We start from the raw sequence: 18137 nt of genomic DNA, 5'->3' as shown, positions 1-18137 counted from the left end.
CGCGATGCTGGGCCTGAACACCATCATCGATCCGCGGGTGCAGCAGGCCATTGTGGCCGGGCTGTTCATTGCGGTGGGTTGGTGGTTCAATGGGCGTCAAAATCGGCAACGGGATCGCAGACGGCGGCTGGAGCGGCAGCAGGACGTTCAAACCGCGCTGATCGCCGAAATCCGGCAGTATGTGCAAACTTTGAAACTGTTCGATCTGAACGCGACTTGGTCACGGATCGTCGGCGCGATGGAGGAAGATAACAGCTACATTCCTGTGGTGCCTAGTGAGCGCAACGACACGATATTTGCAGCGTTGATTTCAGAGATACATGTGCTGCCCGAACCGGTAATTGAGCCGGTAGTCAGCTACTACAATCAGGTCTTTGCAATTGAAGCGATCATTGACGATCTACGTGCAGATCAATTTCGCAAAATGGCCCAAGTTCAGCGGATCGGAATGTATACCGACTATATCGCGTTGAAAAAGGAAGCCCTTGCGCGTGGCGAGATCGCGGTTGCAGCCCTAAAACAGAGCGTTAATAGCCCGGGCGTGGCCCCGTTTGGCCGGTCATAGGGGGCGGTGATTTCGGTGTCGTTGACATATCTCGCTCCTCCGTCGCAGGTGAGGCTGCAAACTGCAGCTTACGCCCATAATATAAAGGCTCAGACGTTACTTTACAATGAAGAATGCCTTTACCCGCCTGTATCTGACGCGTTGCTGCGCCGGTCACGCAATTCCTGCTGGCGCATGGGCATTTTGTCGATGGCTCGCGATAGCTCACGCACCGACCACGGGAAGGGTTTGCGCAGTTTCACATCGCCATCTTTGCCGATCAGCACCAGCATAAAACCGCGGGGCCGCAACTTTTCGCGCAATGCCGACATTTCGTTTGGATCCGTGTCCGTCAGCACCACCACATCGCGCTCTAAAAGGGCCTCGGGCCGGGCGTTTAGAAGCTCCAATTGCCGGATAAACGCAGGGTCGCGTTCCGTGTCAGCAAAGACAACAATGGGTCGGTTTTCCCATAGGAATTCGTTCAGATCGACCTCGCCCATCGCTTGCGTAGAGAGATCGGTCTCAGTCTGTTCAGAGGTTTGCGCCCATGTCGGAGCGATTGCCGTCAAAGATAGTGCTGTCGCGACGCTCAAGAAAAATCTGCTAGTCATTGGAACTCCCGTTCACGCGTATATAGGGGCGCTGAGCGGCAATTCTACGGCAAATCACGCAAATTTGGCGTCCATCTCCGCGATTAACCGCTTTAACAAGGTTTTGTCGCAAAGTCAGAGTTTGAACGGTGCCAAAGGCACATGCAACTCAAGGACAAGTGCATTAATGGAAATTTGTTTGCACATCGGAGCACATCGCTGCGCGTCGACCAGTTTTCAAACCTATTTGCAGGACAATCGGCGGCAATTGGCGCGTGACGGGACAGCATATTGGGGACCTGAGCGGACGCGTGACGGGCTGTTCGCGGGTCTTCTGTCGGATGCTCCGCGCCCGGCGCCTTTGCAGGCCAAACTGGCGCAACGTTCGGTCGGGCGTATCCAAATCGCTTTAGCCGGATTGCGGGCGGACGGGTTTGAGCGTTTGATCGTCAGTGACGCAGGTTTCATGGGCGGGTTGGGTGCGAATTTGCGGGGCGCCCGGTTCTATCCTGATGCCCAACCGCGCCTGTCCCGGATCGCGGCCGCATTTGGCGGGCATGCGTTGCGAGTTGGGCTGACTGTCCGGTCATATGACACCTACTGGGCTTCAGCCCACGCGATGCGCGTTGTGCAAGGATGTGCACTGCCTGACCAAGATCGCCTGGACAAACTCACAACGCAACCGCGCCGCTGGCGCGACGTGATCATTGAGATCGCCCGCGCGATACCTGAAGCGCAAATCGCGGTCTGGAGCTTTGAGGCTTGGGCCAGCCAGCCGTCAAACGCGATGTCAGCTCTGACGGGACGCATGCCGCCAAACGGAATGGTCGATGCAAAAGCGCGCAAACGTCAATCAGCATCTGCGAACAGCATTGCCAAAATAGCGGCGGAGCGCGGTCAGGGCGCGCTCACCAAAGACTTGAGCGCCCGGACGGGCCGCTATCAGCCGTTCAACGCGGCACAAATTGAGAAAATGCGACAGGACTACGCCAAAGATATCGACTGGCTGAACAACGGCAGCGACGGCTTGGCAACTTATTGTGACCCGATTGGCGAAAACGCCGACGGATCAGAAAATGTGAGAGGAAGACGAGATGACCAAGAAGACAGATTGGCAAGACCGCGCCCGCGCCGAATTGCGCGGCCGCTCACTGGATGAACTGACCTGGGACAGCCCTGAAGGCATCCCAATCCAGCCGGTTTACACCGCCGAAGATGCTACAGAGCTCGACCATATGGGTTCCATGCCGGGCGAGGGGCCATTCACCCGTGGCCCGCGCGCGACCATGTATACCGGTAGGCCATGGACGATCCGGCAATATGCGGGCTTTTCAACGGCTGAGGAAAGCAACGCCTTCTACCGCAAAGCTTTGGAAGCCGGTCAGCAGGGCGTCTCAGTGGCATTCGATTTGGCCACGCATCGGGGTTATGACAGCGATCACGAACGGGTTGAGGGTGATGTTGGCAAGGCTGGCGTGGCGATTGACAGCGTTGAGGACATGAAAATCCTCTTTGATGGGATCCCGTTGGACAAGATCAGCGTCTCTATGACGATGAACGGCGCGGTGATCCCGGTGCTGGCGTCGTTCATTGTGGCGGGTGAAGAACAGGGCCACGACCGCGCGGTTCTGTCAGGCACTATTCAGAATGACATTCTGAAGGAATTCATGGTGCGCAACACCTATATCTATCCGCCAGAACCGTCGATGCGGATCGTGTCCGACATTATTGAATTCACCGCATCGGACATGCCCAAATTCAACTCGATTTCAATCTCCGGCTATCACATGCAGGAAGCGGGCGCGAATCTGGTGCAAGAGCTGGCTTTCACTATCGCGGACGGCAAGGAATACGTGCAGGCCGCCATCGATAAGGGCATGGATGTCGATAAATTTGCGGGACGTCTCAGCTTCTTCTTCGCCATCGGCATGAATTTCTTCATGGAGGCCGCCAAGCTGCGCGCGGCGCGTTTCTTGTGGCACAAGGTCATGACCGATTTCGGAGCTCAGAAAGAGGGCTCCAAAATGCTGCGCACCCATTGCCAGACCTCGGGCGTCAGCCTGCAGGAACAAGACCCCTATAACAACATTGTGCGCACAGCTTATGAGGCGATGTCGGCTGTGTTGGGCGGGACGCAAAGCCTGCATACCAACAGCTTTGACGAGGCGATTGCCCTGCCAACCGCCTTCTCCAGCCGAATTGCCCGCAACACGCAACTGATCTTGCAGAACGAGACCAAAGTGACCAAGGTCGTCGACCCGCTGGCGGGCTCTTACTACGTCGAAAAACTGACCGCTGATCTTGCCGATGAAGCCTGGAAGATCATTGAGGAAATTGACGAAATGGGCGGCATGACCAAAGCCGTTGCCTCCGGCATGCCTAAATTGCGCATCGAAGAGGCGGCAGCGCTGCGACAAGCGCAGGTGGATCGGGGCGAAGAGGTTGTTGTCGGGGTGAACAAGTTCAAGCTTGAGGAACAGGAAGACCTCGAAATCCGTGATGTCGACAACATGGCCGTTCGTGCCAGCCAGATCGAACGGCTGGACCGCATCCGGGCGACCCGCGATGCCGCGGCAGTCGATGGCGCCCTTGTGGCGTTTGAGAATGCCGCGACCACTGGTGAAGGCAATCTTCTTGCCCTCGCCGTAGAAGCTGCCCGTGCCCGCGCAACCGTAGGGGAGATTAGCATGAGTATGGAAAAAGTGTTTGGTCGTCACCGTGCGGAAGTCAAAACGTTGGCGGGTGTCTATGGTGCCGCATATGAAGGCGACGAAGGCTTCGCTGCCATTCAGAAAGACGTCGAGAAATTCGCCGAAGACGAAGGCCGACGCCCGCGCATGTTGGTCGTCAAAATGGGCCAGGACGGGCATGACCGCGGTGCCAAGGTGATCGCCACGGCCTTTGCTGATATCGGCTTTGACGTTGATGTGGGCCCTCTGTTCCAGACACCGGCAGAGGCCGCGCAAGACGCCGTCGACAATGATGTGCATGTGGTCGGCATCAGTTCCCAGGCGGCGGGTCACAAGACGTTGGCACCCCAGTTGGTCAAGGCATTGGAGGAAGCTGATGCCAGCGAGATCATTGTTATTTGCGGCGGTGTCATTCCGCAGCAGGATTACGAATTCCTTCAAAAGGCAGGTGTCAAAGCGATCTTTGGGCCGGGCACAAATATTCCTGAGGCTGCCAAAGACATTCTCGATTTGATCCGCAGCGCTCGCAGTTAACGCGCGCAATCTGCGGTTTTCCCCGCCCGTCACATATGCCATTCTGCGCCCAAACAATGATTTGAGCGCAGAATGGCATTACCGGTTCAGGATCAAGCGAAATATTGGGGCATAGTGGCAGTGGTGTTCTGTCTTGCCCTTTGGTTTCTGGGCGAAGTCCTGCTGCCTTTCATCGTTGGCGGCGCAATAGCCTATATGATGGATCCACTGGCCGACCGCTTGGAAAGGCTGAAATTCAGCCGTGTGGCGGCGACGGCGACGATTTCGCTGATTGCGGTTTTGGTGATCATTCCAGTTGCGATCTTCGTGTTTCGGGAGGTCACCGTCCAAGCGCTGCAACTGTTTGAAGTTGCGCCGGATTATTTTGCAAGCTTGCAAAAATACCTGTCAGAACGTTTCCCAGCGCTGCTGGATGAGGGCTCCCAGTTGCGCCGCATTTTGGCATCCATCGGTTCAACCATACAGGAACAGGGCACGAATTTTGCCAAGACCGTGTTCAGCTCCGCCATTGGGGTGATCAATGCGGTGGTCTTTATTGTGGTCGTCCCCGTCGTGGCGTTCTACCTGCTTCTCGATTGGGACAAAATGATCGCGCGGATCGACGCGCTTTTGCCCCGCGATCATCAACAAACGATCCGCAACATCGCCAGTGAAATCGACACGACGCTTGCCAGCTTCGTGCGCGGCCAACTGACTGTCTGCGGAATACTCGGCACATTCTATGCGGTCGCATTGATGCTGGTTGGCTTGCAGTTTGGGCTGGTTGTGGGCGTCGTTGCCGGGCTAATCACATTTATCCCCTACGTGGGCGCGCTGGTTGGCGGTGCGCTTGCGATCGGTCTTGCGCTTTTTCAGTTTTGGGCGGAACCACAATGGATTGCCGTTGTTGCCATCATTTTCGGTATTGGCCAGTTTCTGGAAGGCAATATCCTGACCCCAAAACTTGTGGGCGAAAGCGTCGGTCTGCACCCAGTCTGGCTGCTTTTCGCATTGTCGGCCTTTGGCACTATTTTTGGCTTTGTGGGCATGCTGGTGGCGGTCCCTGTCGCTGCCATGTTTGGCGTGCTGACGCGCTTCGGGATCCTGCAATATCAGGGTGGCAGGCTTTATCGCGGGCTGGACAATAGCGACCCGGAAGACGAGGGCTAACATGGCCGAGCAGCTTGCCTTCCCGCTCCCCACCAAAACGGCTTTGGGGCGCGACAATTTCTTTGTCTCTGAGGCCAACCAACTGGCTGTAGCCACGCTGGAAAACGCAGAAAATTGGCCCAACGGAAAGTTGATCATTTGCGGTCCGGCGGCGTCAGGCAAGACCCATCTGGCGCATGTCTGGGCAGGGGAGACGGGCGCGCGGATCATCCCAGCTACAAGGCTCGCAGATCGAGATATCGCGGCAGAAGTCGATGGCCCTTTGGTTGTCGAAGACATCGACGCGCTTGGCCGCGCAGACGAGACCGCGCTTTTCCACCTACACAACCTGATGCTGGCCGAAGGCCATAGGCTGCTGATGACAACGACGCGCCCGCCTGGACAGCTTGGAATCGTGTTGCCTGATCTGCTTAGCCGTCTGCAAGGCACAGCCTTGGTCGCGTTGGAAGCGCCAGATGATGCGCTTTTGAGCGTGGTTTTGATGAAGATGTTCGATGATCGGCAAATCAACCTGCCCGCCGGTTTGATGGACTATGTCCTGCCCCGGATCGAACGCAGCTTTGCCGCCGCGCGCAGCTTTGTCGACGAGATTGACCGCCGCGCATTGAGCGAACGAAAACCGATTGGCAAGCGTTTGGCCGGTGAAATTCTGAACCGCCCTGCCGAGGGCGTGATTGGACAAGCAGATGAAAAATAGGGCATAAGTCACTGTGACGTTACATTCAGACATCAAAAACGCCCCCATGACCGGATCAGATTTTCTTAATGCGGCGTTCCCTGCAGCCGTCAGTGTGGACGGGCTCGACATTTTGGGGCCCGAACGCTTTTTCAACCGTGAGTTGAGCTGGCTGGCCTTCAATTGGCGCGTGCTGGAGGAGGCCTCGAACCCCAAAGTGCCGCTTCTGGAACGTGTACGCTTTCTGGCAATCTCGGCCAATAACTTGGATGAGTTCTACTCGGTTCGCGTGGCGGGTCTGCGCGAGCTGATGATCGAAGGAAACACGACACCTTCCGCCGATGGCCGTAGCCCGGCGCAGCAATTGGTTTTGATCGACGAAAATGCCCGCGCGCTGATGGAACGCCAAGACACGGTGCTGGATGAATTGACACCGCTCATGCATGCGGCTGGCATTTCTGTCCTGACGGGCGGGGATCTGAGCAAAGAAGATGACGCGTTTTTGGAAGGCTACTTCATCTCGAACATTTTCCCGGTGCTTTCGCCACTAGCGATTGACCCGGCGCACCCGTTTCCGTTCATCCCGGACACCGGGCTTTCGTTGGCATTGCAGCTCCGTCGCAAATCCGACGGGCGCAACCTTCAAGCTCTTTTACCGATCCCCAAACAGATCGAGCGCTTTGTCACACTGCCGCCGGTGGATGGCCAGACGCGCGTTGTCGCGATGGAAGAGCTGTTGATCGACCGCATCGGCGAGATTTTTCCCGGATATGAAGCAACAGGCCATTGTACGTTCCGGGTGCTGCGAGACAGCGATCTGGAGGTTGAGGAGGAGGCCGAAGACCTCGTGCGGGAATTTGAAACCGCGCTCAAACGCCGCCGCCGCGGGGAGGTGGTTCGGCTAACACTCAGCATCGACGCGCCGATCACGCTGCGCGCGCTTGTCATGGACGCGCTCGAAGTGACAGAAGCTGACGTGATCGAGATTTCGGGCATGTTGGGCTTGTCCGATATTTCGGAACTGGTCAGCATTGGTGGGCATGGGCTTTTGTGGCCGCATTTTACGCCACGCGTGCCCGAGCGCGTGCAAGACCACGACGGCGATATGTTCGCAGCGATCCGTCAAAAGGACATGCTGCTGCATCACCCGTATGAGACCTTTGATATGGTGGTGCGCTATCTCGCACAGGCGGCGCGCGACCCCGATGTTGTCGCTATCAAACAGACGCTTTACCGGACCTCCAACGAAAGCCCGATTGTCGACGCTCTGTGCGAAGCGGCTGAGAATGGCAAATCGGTGACCGCCCTTGTTGAACTGAAAGCGCGGTTTGATGAGGCTGCGAATATTAGGCAGTCGCGTAAACTGGAACGCGCAGGTGCGCATGTCGTTTACGGTTTTATCAATTACAAAACACATGCAAAAATCAGTGCTATCGTGCGCCGCGAAGGCGGCAAGCTTGTGACCTACACCCATTTTGGGACAGGCAACTACCATCCGATTACCGCCAAGTTCTATACCGACCTCAGCCTGTTCACATGCGATGCGGCTTTGGGCCGTGATGCGACGCGCGTGTTCAACTATGTCGGCGGATATGCACAGCCCTCAGAGCTGGAAAACCTGTCGATCGCGCCACTTACGCTGAAATCCACGCTGATTGCCAATATTAAGGCGGAGATTGCCTACGCCAAGGATGGCAAACCGGCGGAGATCTGGGCGAAGATGAATTCCCTGATCGAACCCGATGTGATCGACGCGCTTTATGAGGCGAGCCAAGCAGGCGTTAAGATCAGTCTTGTCATTCGCGGCATTTGTGGGCTGCGACCCGGTATCAAAGGTCTGAGCGAAAATATTCGTGTCAAATCCATTGTCGGTCGGTTCCTAGAGCATTCCCGCATTGTCTGTTTCGGAAACGGACGTGGGCTGCCATCCAAGAAAGCACGCGTCTATATGTCCTCTGCCGATTGGATGGGGCGCAACCTGAACCGCCGGGTCGAAACGCTGGTCGAGATCACCAACAAGACCGTTCATGCGCAGGTTATGAGCCAGATTATGGCGGCCAACCTTGCCGATACATCCCAAAGTTGGGTCTTGGGGGCCGATGGAAGCTTCGCGCGGCAAGATTTTGTTGAGGGCCAACAGCTTTTTAACTGCCACAGGTTCTTCATGGAAAACCCGTCTTTGTCGGGTCGTGGGTCAGCAGGGGCAGGGGATGTGCCCGAGTTAACGCATAGTAAAGATTGATTGACCGACGGGTTTTGCTGGATCAGTGTCCTGCTTGGGGATAACTGAGACACGCTAAGAGACCAATCGGGGATCAACACTGTGGCAATGGACGGCGCGCAATCGGATGCGAGCAGCGAAGATTTTGGCCCCTTCGGACGGCCTCTTTTTGACGACCCTAAAGCGAAGGCGCTGAGCCGGGTAGGGACGATTGACGTCGGTTCAAACTCGGTCCGTCTCGTGGTGTTTGACGGGGCTGCCCGCTCGCCGGCTTATTTTTACAACGAAAAGATCATGGCAGGTTTGGGCGCAGATATGCGTGAGACGGGGCGTTTGTCTGTTGAAGGCCGAGCCCGGGCCATGGCGGCGCTGAAACGCTTTGCACTGCTGTGCCAAGGCATGAATGTGCACCCGATGACGGCTGTCGCCACGGCTGCCGTGCGCGACGCCGAAGACGGCCCCGACTTTTGCGAAGAAGTCGCCCGCGAAACCGGCATCAATCTTTGGGTGGCCTCAGGAAATGAAGAAGCGCGCCTGTCCGCCCAAGGGGTGTTTTTGGGCTGGCCCGAAGCCAAAGGATTAATGTGCGACATCGGCGGGTCTTCTATGGAGTTGGCGGAAATCGGTGAGGGTGTGGTCGGCAAGCGCGTCACCTCCGATCTTGGGCCGCTCAAGCTTATGGGCATGAAAGGCGGGTATGACGCGCGCAAGGCGGTGATTGACGGCACTATGGACGGCCTTGCTGAGGACATGCCAAATTCATATGATACAATTTACCTTGTCGGCGGGTCGTGGCGCGCGATTGCGCGATTGGACATGGAACGGCGCGGATACCCGCTGAAAGTGCTGCATGAGTATCGCATGACGCCGGGATCAGTGTTGAAAACGGTCAAATGGATGCGCGGCAAATCAATTGATGAGCTGCGCGCGATCACTGGCAATTCTGAGGCGCGCATGCGGCTGGTCCCGATCGCAGCGCAAGTGCTGAAGTCATTGATCCAGCGGTTCAAGCCCAAGGCGCTTGCGACCTCAAGCTACGGTATCCGCGAAGGGTTGCTCTATGAGCAGATGCCTTTTGAGCTGAAGCGCCGCGACCCGTTGATTGAGGCCTGCCGTTGGGATGAGGCCAAAAACGCGCGTATTCCCGGCTTTGGGCGACAGTTGCATAAATTTATCGAGCCGATTTTTGGGCAGGTCAAACATGAACGCGCCCGGCTGATCCGCGCGGCGTGTTTGTTGCATGACGTCAGTTGGCGCGCGCATCCTGACTACCGCGCAGAGGTGTGTTTCGACAACGCGACGCGCGCCAATCTGGGGGGCTTGGATCATCCCGGCCGTGTCTTTTTAGGGGTGGCATTGTTGCACCGCTACAAAAACTCCCGCGACGGCACACGGTTTGATGAGTTGTTTGAGCTGCTGCCCGAGAAAGAGCTGAAAGCAGCCGAAATCTTGGGCAAGGCAATGCGGTTTGGGGCGATGTTCTCGGTCGAGCGGTCGGAGATGATGGGGCGTTTGGATTATCGACCAAAGAAGCGGGTCTTATCCCTGCGGTTGCACCCTGAGACCCGTGGTTTGTTCGGCGAAGTTGCTCAGGCTCGGTTCAATTCGCTGGCAAACGCAATGGATGCAACGGTCGAAGTTATCTGATTGTGCGCTGACGCGCCCATGATTTTTGCGCTCTTGCGGGGCCAGCCCCGCGCCGCGTGGGCAAATCCCCGGAATATTTATGAAACAATGAAGGATGATTGCGCGGCGTGGGGACATCGCGTAATCGGTTGGGTGATGAGTAACCTGAGAGCCTTTGCCCCATGCGCCTGACCCGCTACTTCCTGCCCGTCCTGAAAGAAACGCCCAGTGAGGCGCAGATCGTGTCGCACCGATTGATGCTGCGCGCAGGGATGATCAAGCAAAGTTCTGCGGGCATTTACTCATGGCTGCCTTTGGGTTTCAAAGTTTTGAAAAACATCGAAAACATCGTGCATGAAGAACAGGCTAGGGCTGGCCACATGGCTATGCTGATGCCCACTATTCAATCAGCTGATCTGTGGCGTGAAAGCGGGCGCTACGATGACTATGGCGAGGAAATGTTGCGCATCAAGGACCGCCATGACCGTGACATGTTGTTCACGCCGACGGCTGAGGAATTGATCACCGATATTTTCCGCGCCCATGTGTCCAGCTACAAACACCTGCCGCTGACCATGTATCAAATTCAGTGGAAATTCCGTGACGAACGCCGCCCGCGCTTTGGTGTCATGCGTGGGCGCGAGTTCTACATGAAAGATGGCTACAATTTCGACCTGACCAAGGAAGACGCGCTGCACGCTTACAACCGTCATCTGGTCAGCTACCTGCGCACCTATGAGCGGATGGGGCTGCAGGCGATCCCGATGCGGGCCGATAGCGGGCCGATTGGTGGCGATGATACGCATGAGTTTTTGGTGTTGGCGGAAACGGGCGAGTCTGAGGTGTTCTATGACAGCGCGGTGACTGAGCTTACATTCGGGGATCGCGACATTGACTATGATGACCACGCGCAATGCGCCGGCGTGATGGAAGAGTTTACGACCAAATACGCTCGGACCGATGAGACGCATGATGAAGCGCTGTTCAATGAGGTGCCAGAAGAGCGGCGCCGGGTCGCGCGCGGCATCGAAGTGGGACAGATTTTCTACTTTGGCACCAAGTATTCCGAGGCGATGGGCGCGACAGTACAAGGGCCCGATGGCAAGCCTGTGCCGGTGCATATGGGCAGCCACGGCATTGGCGTGTCGCGGCTTCTGGGAGCAATCATTGAGGCGAGCCATGACGATAAAGGCATCATCTGGCCCGAAGGGGTGACGCCGTTCCATGCGGGTATTGTGAACCTCAAACAAGGTGATGCTGAGGCCGATGCCGCTTGTGAGGGGCTCTATGCCCAGCTGACTCAGATGGGTTTGGAACCGCTGTATGATGATCGCAATGAACGGGCGGGCGGCAAGTTCGCGACAATGGATCTGATCGGGCTGCCGTGGCGTATCACTGTGGGGCCGCGTGGGTTGAAAAACGGTGTGGTCGAGCTGACATCGCGCAAGACCGGCGAAAGTGAAGAGCTGACGCCAGAGGCTGCGGTTGCCAAGCTGGCCGCGATTTACGGTAAATGAAAACCGTTCTTGTATTTGGCGACAGCCTGACTTGGGGCTCGCGCCCTGATGGCGGCGGGCGTCACGCGTTCGAAGACCGCTGGCCGAATGTTTTGCAAGCGCGGTTGGGCGCAGGTGTCCATGTTGTGGCCGATGGGTTGCGCGGGCGGACCACGGCTATGGATCAACATGCAAGTCCAGCAAATATGAACGGGGCGGCGCTGCTACCCTCAGCGTTGCACAGCCATGGCCCGGTGGATTTGGTGCTGATTGCGCTTGGGGCCAATGATATCTTTTGGGGGTACTCTCTGGCGCGCGCCTTGCGTGGGCTCGAACATCTGGTCGAGATTGTTCAAACACATCCGATCCGGGTTGGGGGTGCTGTCATGCCAAAGGTTCTTTTGGTGCTGCCGCAGCCTTTGGTGGACTGCGATGATCCTTTGGTGACGCCTGAACTGATCGAACGCTCTCACAGCTTCATTGAACTCGCCCGCGAAAAGGCTAACGCACTTGGCGTTGACTGCTTCTGTTCGGGCGATGTTGCGCAGAGTTCGCGGCTTGATGGTATCCATCTTGATGCCAAAAACACCCGCGCGCTCGGTGAGGCCTTGGTGCCGGTTGTGGCAAGCCTTCTTAACTAGCAAAATTTGATTCTAATTTTAATTGCCTTGGTTTTGACCAAAATGGACAGCTATGTTTCGTTTTTGGAAACAGTCATGATGGGCACTATGCATTGTTTGAGGCGTGCCTTTTTCTGGTCTCATTTTAGCCCGATGAAAATTTGAGCACATCTGTATTTTTCCAACATATCAAAAGCGGAATGCCTCAAAGTTGAAGTTTCTTAAGTAAATGAAAAATAACAATAAAATACATTGATTCTTGATCGCAGCTCACCAAAGATTGAGCTTCGGAAAAAGCCGAGCCTGCCGAAAACAGTGTGTTTCCATCTTTGAAAGATGGCGAAATATTGCGCTGAATGTGTCGCATCTATAGCGTCATTTCTGGGGGCACCGGAAGGGTGTGGTAATGAGTTTGTTTTTTATCGCGGCGCGGGCAACCGACGACGCACATAAGAAATCCGGTTCCGAGGGATCGCATGAGGACGCTGTGTTGGAGCGGTTCTCGAGCGCGAAAGTCGTACCGCTGAACGCGGAGGCCGCAGTTGCGGCTCTCACTGCGCCAAGCGAGTTGAAGGCTTTCAGAGCATCCTTGGATGACGCATCGGGTGTCGGGTCATTTGCGACCCGGCGTCCGCTTGCGCGGCTGCGTAAATCGGTGAGAGACGGGCGGATAGCTGCCCTGAAATCACTGAAAGCCAAGCAAGCAGTAGGCCTAGTGGATCGCCGACCCGAGATGGCCTTTCTTAAAGAGTTGCAGCGGTAGTCATCGGCCCATGTTGGGCAGATGATACTCAGTCGGTGGGGGAAGGGCTCGGCGCGTGCGCCGAGCCCGACTTATTTTTTGGGGCCGCCTTACAGCGAGATGCGGAACCGTGCGAAGCCATCCGGGCCGTCGCCGGCTTCCTCGATGTTCAAATCAACATCTTCCATATAGGCTTTCGCCGCCGGACCGGTATCGAAGAGAACCGTGGTCTTGTCCAAAGGCAGGAAGGACCAATTGCTGTCGGCGCGCGGGCTGATTGTACCTTGCTCCACAATGTAGCGCACGATCACATCACGGTTCGTGTCGGGGCCTTCGAAGACAATTGTTTCATTGTTGGCGCCCGGAAAATTGCCGCCGCCACTGGCGCGATAATTATTGGTTGCGATGATGAATTCCGCATCCATTTCAACTGGTTGCCCCTGATAGGTCAGGTTCACAATGCGGTTGGCATCTGGGTTGAGCAGCTCACCCTTCGGTGCAAACATTGACGGTTGCGACAGGTCAATTTGGTAACTTACTCCGTCTATCACGTCAAAATTGTAACTTGGGAAGTCAGGGTTCAGCAAAACGACATCCTGCGCCCCTGGCTCTACCTGATTGAACATGCCGGCGGAGCGTTCAAGCCAGTCTTTCAGCTGCTGCCCTGTCACCCGTACCGCGCGCGCGGTGTTGGGGTAGAGATAGAGGTCCGAGACGTTCTTGATCGCCACATCACCCTTGGGGACGTCGGTGAAATACTCGGGGCCACCACGACCACCAGCTTTGAACGGGGCGGCAGCCGACAGGATCGGCAGGCCTTCATGTTCGGTGCCTTTGAGCATTTGTTCAATATACCAAAGCTGCGCGATTGAGACAATTTGCACCGACGGATCGTCTGCCACCAGCGAGAAATAGCTGTGCAGCGGCGCGTCGGTTTTGCCCACGGCTCGGCGCACATATGACAATGTCTCGTCATGTTCTTTCTGGACGGAGGCCAGCACGGTCTCGTCGCTTTCGACCAAAGCCGTGATCGACCGGTCTTCATTGCGTTTGGAAATTGGGCGGGCTTCGCTTTCAGTGGTCACAACACGCCACTCATTGCCGTCTTTCTCGATCAGTAAATCGATCAGGCCCATATGGCTGCCCCAGAACCCACCCATCGTGGCAGGCGTTCCCATCACAGTGCCCGCGTCCACGTCAACGCCTGCGAAATCGCTATAGGCGGGCGAGGGGAAGACAAGGTGGCTGTGCCCGGTCAGGATCGCGTCGACCCTGTCCATGCCCGCAAGTGGCACGGAGGCATTCTCCATCCCCTCAACTTCATTCGCAGCACCAATGCCCGAATGGCTGAGCGCTATGATGATGTCGGCGCCAGCTTCTTTCATCTGCGGGATATAGGCGCGGGCGACTTCCATGATGTCGCGGGCTTGCACATTGCCTTCCAGATGACGGCGGTCCCAGTTCATGATCTGGGGTGGCACGAAGCCGATCAGACCCACCTTGATGTTATGGTCCACCCCCGCACCATCGGTCACTTTGTGATCCAAAATCGCGTAGGGCGGTACCAGCGTCGTGTCTTTGGTCGGGTCGCTGCCCATTTCTTTGACAACGTTGGCGCTGACGACCGGGAAGTCTGCGCCAGCAAGCGCTTTCATCAAGAAGTCGAGCCCGTAGTTGAATTCATGATTGCCCAAGGTAGAGGCGTCAAAACCAAGTGTGTTCATCGCTTGGATGACCGGGTGCATGTCGCCTTCTTTCATGCCGCGCTCATAGGCGATGTAGTCGCCCATTGGATTGCCCTGCAGGAAGTCACCATTGTCGATCAGGAGGGAGTTCGAAGCTTCGGCCCGGATGTCATTGATCAGGGCCGCAGTACGCGCCAGTCCAACAGTATCGCGCGGCTTGTCCGCATAGTAGTCATAGGGGAACACGTGGACGTGCAGATCGGTCGTCTCCATGATGCGCAGATGCGCTTGGTTCGTCGCCGCATTGGCCGAGAAGGGGTGCAGGGCGATGAAGCCCGCAGTGCTGGCCAGGAAATGGCGGCGGTTTAATTTCATAGACATGTAGGAATCCCCCATAAATGTGTGCAGCTTCTTGAGCATTGCTTTGTAATCATTTGTTAACAAAATGCGCGCCTCAAGTCGTTTCGTCTGAAAATAGGACAATCGTCGCCGAACTCTGTGCGTGAGCAAAAGGATGCGGTCTTGTCGGGCACAATGCAATGGCAATCGGCGCTTTACGAAGCGCCACGTCCAAAGAATGCTATGGCTTCATCGATCACCATTTCGGGCAGTTCTTCCGCAAGGTAGTGCCCGCCAGGTAAGGATTTTCCCATCACCGTCTCGGCACGCAGCTTCCATAGGCCAATGCAATCAAAATAGGCCTCGATCGCGCCATTTGCGCCCCAAAGCACCCGAATAGGGCAAGTCAGCTTCCGGTCTTCGTCGTCATTGTCATGGAGAATGTCGATGGTCGCGGCGGCGCGGTAATCCTCGCAGCTGGCATGGATCACATCCACATTGTCAAAGGCTGTGTGATAGGCGGACCGCGCATCGTCTGTAAAAGGTCCATCACCGGCTGCCCCGAACAAGCATTTTTTATCCCAAAAGTCGCGCGAGTCGGCCTCGATCATGCGCTCGGGCAGGGGGAATTTTTCGGTCAGATAAAACCAATGCGCATAGGTCCGCGCAAATCCCAGAGACGTGTTCTCATACATCTCTCGCGTCGGCGCTATGTCGAGGATGATCATTTTGCGCACCACCTCCGGACAATCCATCCCCAGCCTATGCGCCACCCGTGCGCCGCGGTCATGAGCGATGATGTCGAAATGATTGAACCCGAGGCGCGCCATCAGACCAACCATATCTGCGGCCATCTCGCGCTTTGACATCTGGCTGTGGTCAGGCTGCGTAGGCGGGCAAGTAGAGCGTCCATAGCCACGCAGATCAGGGGCAATAACAGTGAACCGCTCAGTCAAAGCAGGGGCCGTCAGGTGCCACATGACATGCGTTTGAGGGTATCCATGCAGCATTAACAGTGGCGGGCCGGAACCGCCCATGCGCCCATGAAGCGTTACATCGCCGAGCCGATGGTCGAATGTTTTAAAACCTTCAAACATGGACCGAGCTTATCCATGAAAAAGGGCGCGCGCCAGTGATGACGCGCGCCCGATTTTAGGTCGCTTTAGTGTGAGAACTTCTTGATCTCGCCCGATTTCAAGCGCGCGGCGTAGCTTTGCAGCTCCTTACGCACAATCTTCATCAGGAAGTAGAGCGCGAAGATATTGACCACGGCCATGGCGAAGATCGCCGCATCCGAGAAGTCGATCACAGGTCCAAGCGAGGCCGCCGCGCCGATCACGATGAAGATACAGAAGATCACCTTGAAGATCAGCTCAGACGTTTTGCCTTCGCCAAAGAGGTAGGTCCAGGCCTTCAGCCCGTAGTAACTCCAAGAGATCATGGTAGAGAAAGCAAACAGGATGACAGCAATCGCCAACACGAACGGGAACCAGCTGATGGCGGACCCAAATGCGGCGGCAGTGAGCGCCACACCAGTGTTGCCGTCAACGGTTGCAATCGCGCTGCCTGCTTCGTTCAGCATATAGTTTCCGGTCGCCTGATCGATGATGAGTTGCTGCGAGATGATGATCACCAACGCGGTCATCGTGCAGATCACGACCGTATCAATCAGCGGCTCAAGCAAGGAGACGAACCCTTCGGTGATAGGCTCTTTGGTTTTCACCGCAGAGTGCGCAATCGCCGCAGAACCAACGCCCGCCTCATTCGAGAATGCGGCCCGTTTGAACCCTTGGATCAATGCACCAACAAAGCCGCCAGCGACACCCAGACCTGTAAAGGCACCTGCAAAGATTTGACCAAAGGCCCAGCCGATCATGTTGAAGTTGACGAGCAGGACGATCAGCGCAGCGCCCACATACATCACGCCCATGAATGGCACGACCTTCTCGGTAACCTTGGCGATGGATTTAACCCCGCCGACGATCACGGCAAAGACCACTGCCGCGAAGACAAGGCCAGTTATGACACCGGGGTAGTCTCCGGTGATCCCTGTGATCGCCGCATGCGCCTGGTTGGCCTGGAACATGTTGCCCCCACCAAATGCGCCCAGAATACAGAAGATCGAAAACAGGACCGCGAGGATCTTGCCGCCCGGCAGGCCGAGCTCATTGAACCCTTTCGATATGTAGTACATCGGGCCACCCGAGACGGTGCCGTCAGGGTATTCGTTCCGATATTTCACACCAAGCGTACACTCGGTGAATTTTGAAGCCATGCCCAACAGACCCGCGAGGATCATCCAGAAGGTGGCACCAGGCCCACCGATGCCGACCGCCACGGCAACACCCGCGATGTTACCGAGGCCAACGGTTCCAGACAGCGCAGTGGCTAGTGCTTGGAAATGGCTCACCTCGCCTGCGTCATCGGGATCGGAATAGTCGCCTTTGACCAGCCCGAGTGCATGGCCGAAAAATCTAAACTGCACGAAAGCAAAATAAAGGGTGAACACCGTAGCCCCAATCACGAGCCACATCACGATCCATGGAAAGCTCGTACCCGGAATGGGTGCGAAGATGAAGCTCACAAACGGACCAGTGGCGGCGGCGAATGCGGCATTAACCTTTGCATCAAGGCTTTCAGCTTCTTGCGCGAGGCCTGGTACTGCGATGACGCTTGCGGCTGTAGCGGCCGCTGTTTTCAAATAAGTTTTCATGATGTTCCCCTTAGCCCACGACCGTCACAGGCACGTCGGCTTCCATGACCAATTGTGCGGTCGAGCTGCCGAAAATGCGCTTCGCAAGGCTTTTGTCGGATGAGCGAGCGACAATAATTTGCGCGGCCCCTTCTTTTTTGGCCACAGCGTTGAGCGTGTCAGCCACGTCGCCATGTTTGACGATGCCTGTGGCTGTGAACCCAGCTTTAGTCAGGCTTTCAACCGCGGGCGTCACCACGCGATCCTGAGCGGTTGAAATCTCCTCTTCGCGGCGTTTGTGGCGTTGCTCATTCTCTTCGGCGGTTTGGAAAGAGTAGGGCGACCACTCGATCACATAGACGACCAAAAGCGTGCAGCTATCGATCTGTTTGGCCAAGTCTGAGGCAAAGGCAACGGCACGTTCGCCTGAGCTGTCCCCGTCAAGCCCGATTACTAATTTTGTCGACATAGAAATGTCCTCCAGTCAGCTCCGTCCTGTCCAAGAAGTGGCGTCGAAACAGACCGGAAGA

The 18137-nt window shown here is 56.3% G+C and carries 15 protein-coding genes; 10 read left to right on the top strand and 5 right to left on the bottom strand.

Translation table 11 applies throughout. The annotated features are described in order from the left end of the window. The first annotated feature begins 4 nt into the window (after positions 1–4). On the top strand, positions 5–565 hold the full coding sequence (locus ACZ1G7_RS04670) for a hypothetical protein (protein ID WP_472662679.1): 561 nt from the start codon (positions 5–7) through the stop codon (positions 563–565). A 119-nt stretch (positions 566–684) separates the two neighbouring features. Here the strand turns inward: ACZ1G7_RS04670 and ACZ1G7_RS04665 are convergent, their stop codons facing one another. Then, positions 685–1158 (bottom strand): DUF4174 domain-containing protein, encoded by a 474-nt coding sequence (locus tag ACZ1G7_RS04665; protein ID WP_472662678.1) that lies wholly within the window; start codon positions 1156–1158, stop codon positions 685–687. Positions 1159–1324: 166 nt separating this feature from the next. Here ACZ1G7_RS04665 and ACZ1G7_RS04660 point away from each other — a divergent pair, with 166 nt between their 5' ends. The 9 genes from ACZ1G7_RS04660 to ACZ1G7_RS04620 all read left to right on the top strand — a co-directional run bounded on the left by ACZ1G7_RS04660 (position 1325) and on the right by ACZ1G7_RS04620 (position 12912). Then, entirely contained in the window at positions 1325–2296 is a 972-nt protein-coding gene (locus ACZ1G7_RS04660; RefSeq protein WP_472662677.1) for a hypothetical protein, read from the top strand. Continuing rightward, a complete protein-coding gene (scpA, locus tag ACZ1G7_RS04655) occupies positions 2232–4361 on the top strand; it encodes a methylmalonyl-CoA mutase (protein ID WP_472662676.1) in 2130 nt (709 codons plus the stop codon). The genes ACZ1G7_RS04660 and scpA overlap by 65 nt, the downstream gene beginning before the upstream one ends. 72 nt (positions 4362–4433) lie before the next feature. Continuing rightward, positions 4434–5510, top strand: coding sequence for an AI-2E family transporter (locus ACZ1G7_RS04650; protein ID WP_472662675.1), 1077 nt, complete (start codon positions 4434–4436; stop codon positions 5508–5510). Between the two features lies 1 nt (position 5511). After that, on the top strand, positions 5512–6207 hold the full coding sequence (locus tag ACZ1G7_RS04645) for a P-loop NTPase family protein (protein ID WP_472662674.1): 696 nt from the start codon (positions 5512–5514) through the stop codon (positions 6205–6207). 46 nt (positions 6208–6253) lie between these two features. After that, on the top strand, positions 6254–8428 hold the full coding sequence (locus ACZ1G7_RS04640; RefSeq protein ID WP_472662673.1) for an RNA degradosome polyphosphate kinase: 2175 nt from the start codon (positions 6254–6256) through the stop codon (positions 8426–8428). Positions 8429–8515: 87 nt separating this feature from the next. Then, entirely contained in the window at positions 8516–10054 is a 1539-nt protein-coding gene (locus ACZ1G7_RS04635) for a Ppx/GppA family phosphatase (protein WP_472663667.1), read from the top strand. Positions 10055–10215: 161 nt separating this feature from the next. After that, positions 10216–11550 carry a proline--tRNA ligase gene (gene proS, locus ACZ1G7_RS04630; protein WP_472662672.1) on the top strand — a complete coding sequence of 445 codons (1335 nt, stop codon included), beginning with the start codon at positions 10216–10218 and terminating at the stop codon, positions 11548–11550. Next, positions 11547–12170 (top strand): GDSL-type esterase/lipase family protein, encoded by a 624-nt coding sequence (locus ACZ1G7_RS04625; RefSeq protein ID WP_472662671.1) that lies wholly within the window; start codon positions 11547–11549, stop codon positions 12168–12170. Before proS ends, ACZ1G7_RS04625 begins: the two co-directional genes overlap by 4 nt. 385 nt (positions 12171–12555) lie before the next feature. Then, entirely contained in the window at positions 12556–12912 is a 357-nt protein-coding gene (locus ACZ1G7_RS04620) for a hypothetical protein (RefSeq protein WP_472662670.1), read from the top strand. Between the two features lie 89 nt (positions 12913–13001). On the opposite strand, the gene ACZ1G7_RS04615 is transcribed toward ACZ1G7_RS04620, so the two are convergent. The 4 genes from ACZ1G7_RS04615 to ACZ1G7_RS04600 form a co-directional block, all read right to left on the bottom strand. Continuing rightward, on the bottom strand, positions 13002–14957 hold the full coding sequence (locus tag ACZ1G7_RS04615; RefSeq protein ID WP_472662669.1) for a bifunctional 2',3'-cyclic-nucleotide 2'-phosphodiesterase/3'-nucleotidase: 1956 nt from the start codon (positions 14955–14957) through the stop codon (positions 13002–13004). Positions 14958–15130: 173 nt separating this feature from the next. Further along, positions 15131–16012: an alpha/beta fold hydrolase gene (locus tag ACZ1G7_RS04610; protein WP_472662668.1), complete on the bottom strand. Its 882-nt coding sequence runs from the start codon at positions 16010–16012 to the stop codon at positions 15131–15133. Positions 16013–16077: 65 nt separating this feature from the next. Next, positions 16078–17628: an alanine/glycine:cation symporter family protein gene (locus ACZ1G7_RS04605; protein ID WP_472662667.1), complete on the bottom strand. Its 1551-nt coding sequence runs from the start codon at positions 17626–17628 to the stop codon at positions 16078–16080. Between the two features lie 10 nt (positions 17629–17638). Then, positions 17639–18076, bottom strand: coding sequence for a universal stress protein (locus ACZ1G7_RS04600; protein ID WP_472662666.1), 438 nt, complete (start codon positions 18074–18076; stop codon positions 17639–17641). Between the last annotated feature and the right edge of the window lie 61 nt (positions 18077–18137).

Source organism: Litoreibacter sp. JB4-2 (assembly GCF_055693445.1).
The sequence above is the reverse complement of the archived record's forward strand: the minus strand, read 5'-3'. Positions and strand labels throughout refer to the sequence as shown.

Coding starts and splice junctions, on each gene's coding strand:
- ACZ1G7_RS04670 (WP_472662679.1), top strand. CDS start 5: ATGCTGGGCCTGAACACCATCATCGATCCGCGGGTGCAGCAGGCCATT.
- ACZ1G7_RS04665 (WP_472662678.1), bottom strand. CDS start 1,158: ATGACTAGCAGATTTTTCTTGAGCGTCGCGACAGCACTATCTTTGACG.
- ACZ1G7_RS04660 (WP_472662677.1), top strand. CDS start 1,325: ATGGAAATTTGTTTGCACATCGGAGCACATCGCTGCGCGTCGACCAGT.
- scpA (WP_472662676.1), top strand. CDS start 2,232: ATGACCAAGAAGACAGATTGGCAAGACCGCGCCCGCGCCGAATTGCGC.
- ACZ1G7_RS04650 (WP_472662675.1), top strand. CDS start 4,434: ATGGCATTACCGGTTCAGGATCAAGCGAAATATTGGGGCATAGTGGCA.
- ACZ1G7_RS04645 (WP_472662674.1), top strand. CDS start 5,512: ATGGCCGAGCAGCTTGCCTTCCCGCTCCCCACCAAAACGGCTTTGGGG.
- ACZ1G7_RS04640 (WP_472662673.1), top strand. CDS start 6,254: ATGACCGGATCAGATTTTCTTAATGCGGCGTTCCCTGCAGCCGTCAGT.
- ACZ1G7_RS04635 (WP_472663667.1), top strand. CDS start 8,516: ATGGACGGCGCGCAATCGGATGCGAGCAGCGAAGATTTTGGCCCCTTC.
- proS (WP_472662672.1), top strand. CDS start 10,216: ATGCGCCTGACCCGCTACTTCCTGCCCGTCCTGAAAGAAACGCCCAGT.
- ACZ1G7_RS04625 (WP_472662671.1), top strand. CDS start 11,547: ATGAAAACCGTTCTTGTATTTGGCGACAGCCTGACTTGGGGCTCGCGC.
- ACZ1G7_RS04620 (WP_472662670.1), top strand. CDS start 12,556: ATGAGTTTGTTTTTTATCGCGGCGCGGGCAACCGACGACGCACATAAG.
- ACZ1G7_RS04615 (WP_472662669.1), bottom strand. CDS start 14,957: ATGTCTATGAAATTAAACCGCCGCCATTTCCTGGCCAGCACTGCGGGC.
- ACZ1G7_RS04610 (WP_472662668.1), bottom strand. CDS start 16,012: ATGTTTGAAGGTTTTAAAACATTCGACCATCGGCTCGGCGATGTAACG.
- ACZ1G7_RS04605 (WP_472662667.1), bottom strand. CDS start 17,628: ATGAAAACTTATTTGAAAACAGCGGCCGCTACAGCCGCAAGCGTCATC.
- ACZ1G7_RS04600 (WP_472662666.1), bottom strand. CDS start 18,076: ATGTCGACAAAATTAGTAATCGGGCTTGACGGGGACAGCTCAGGCGAA.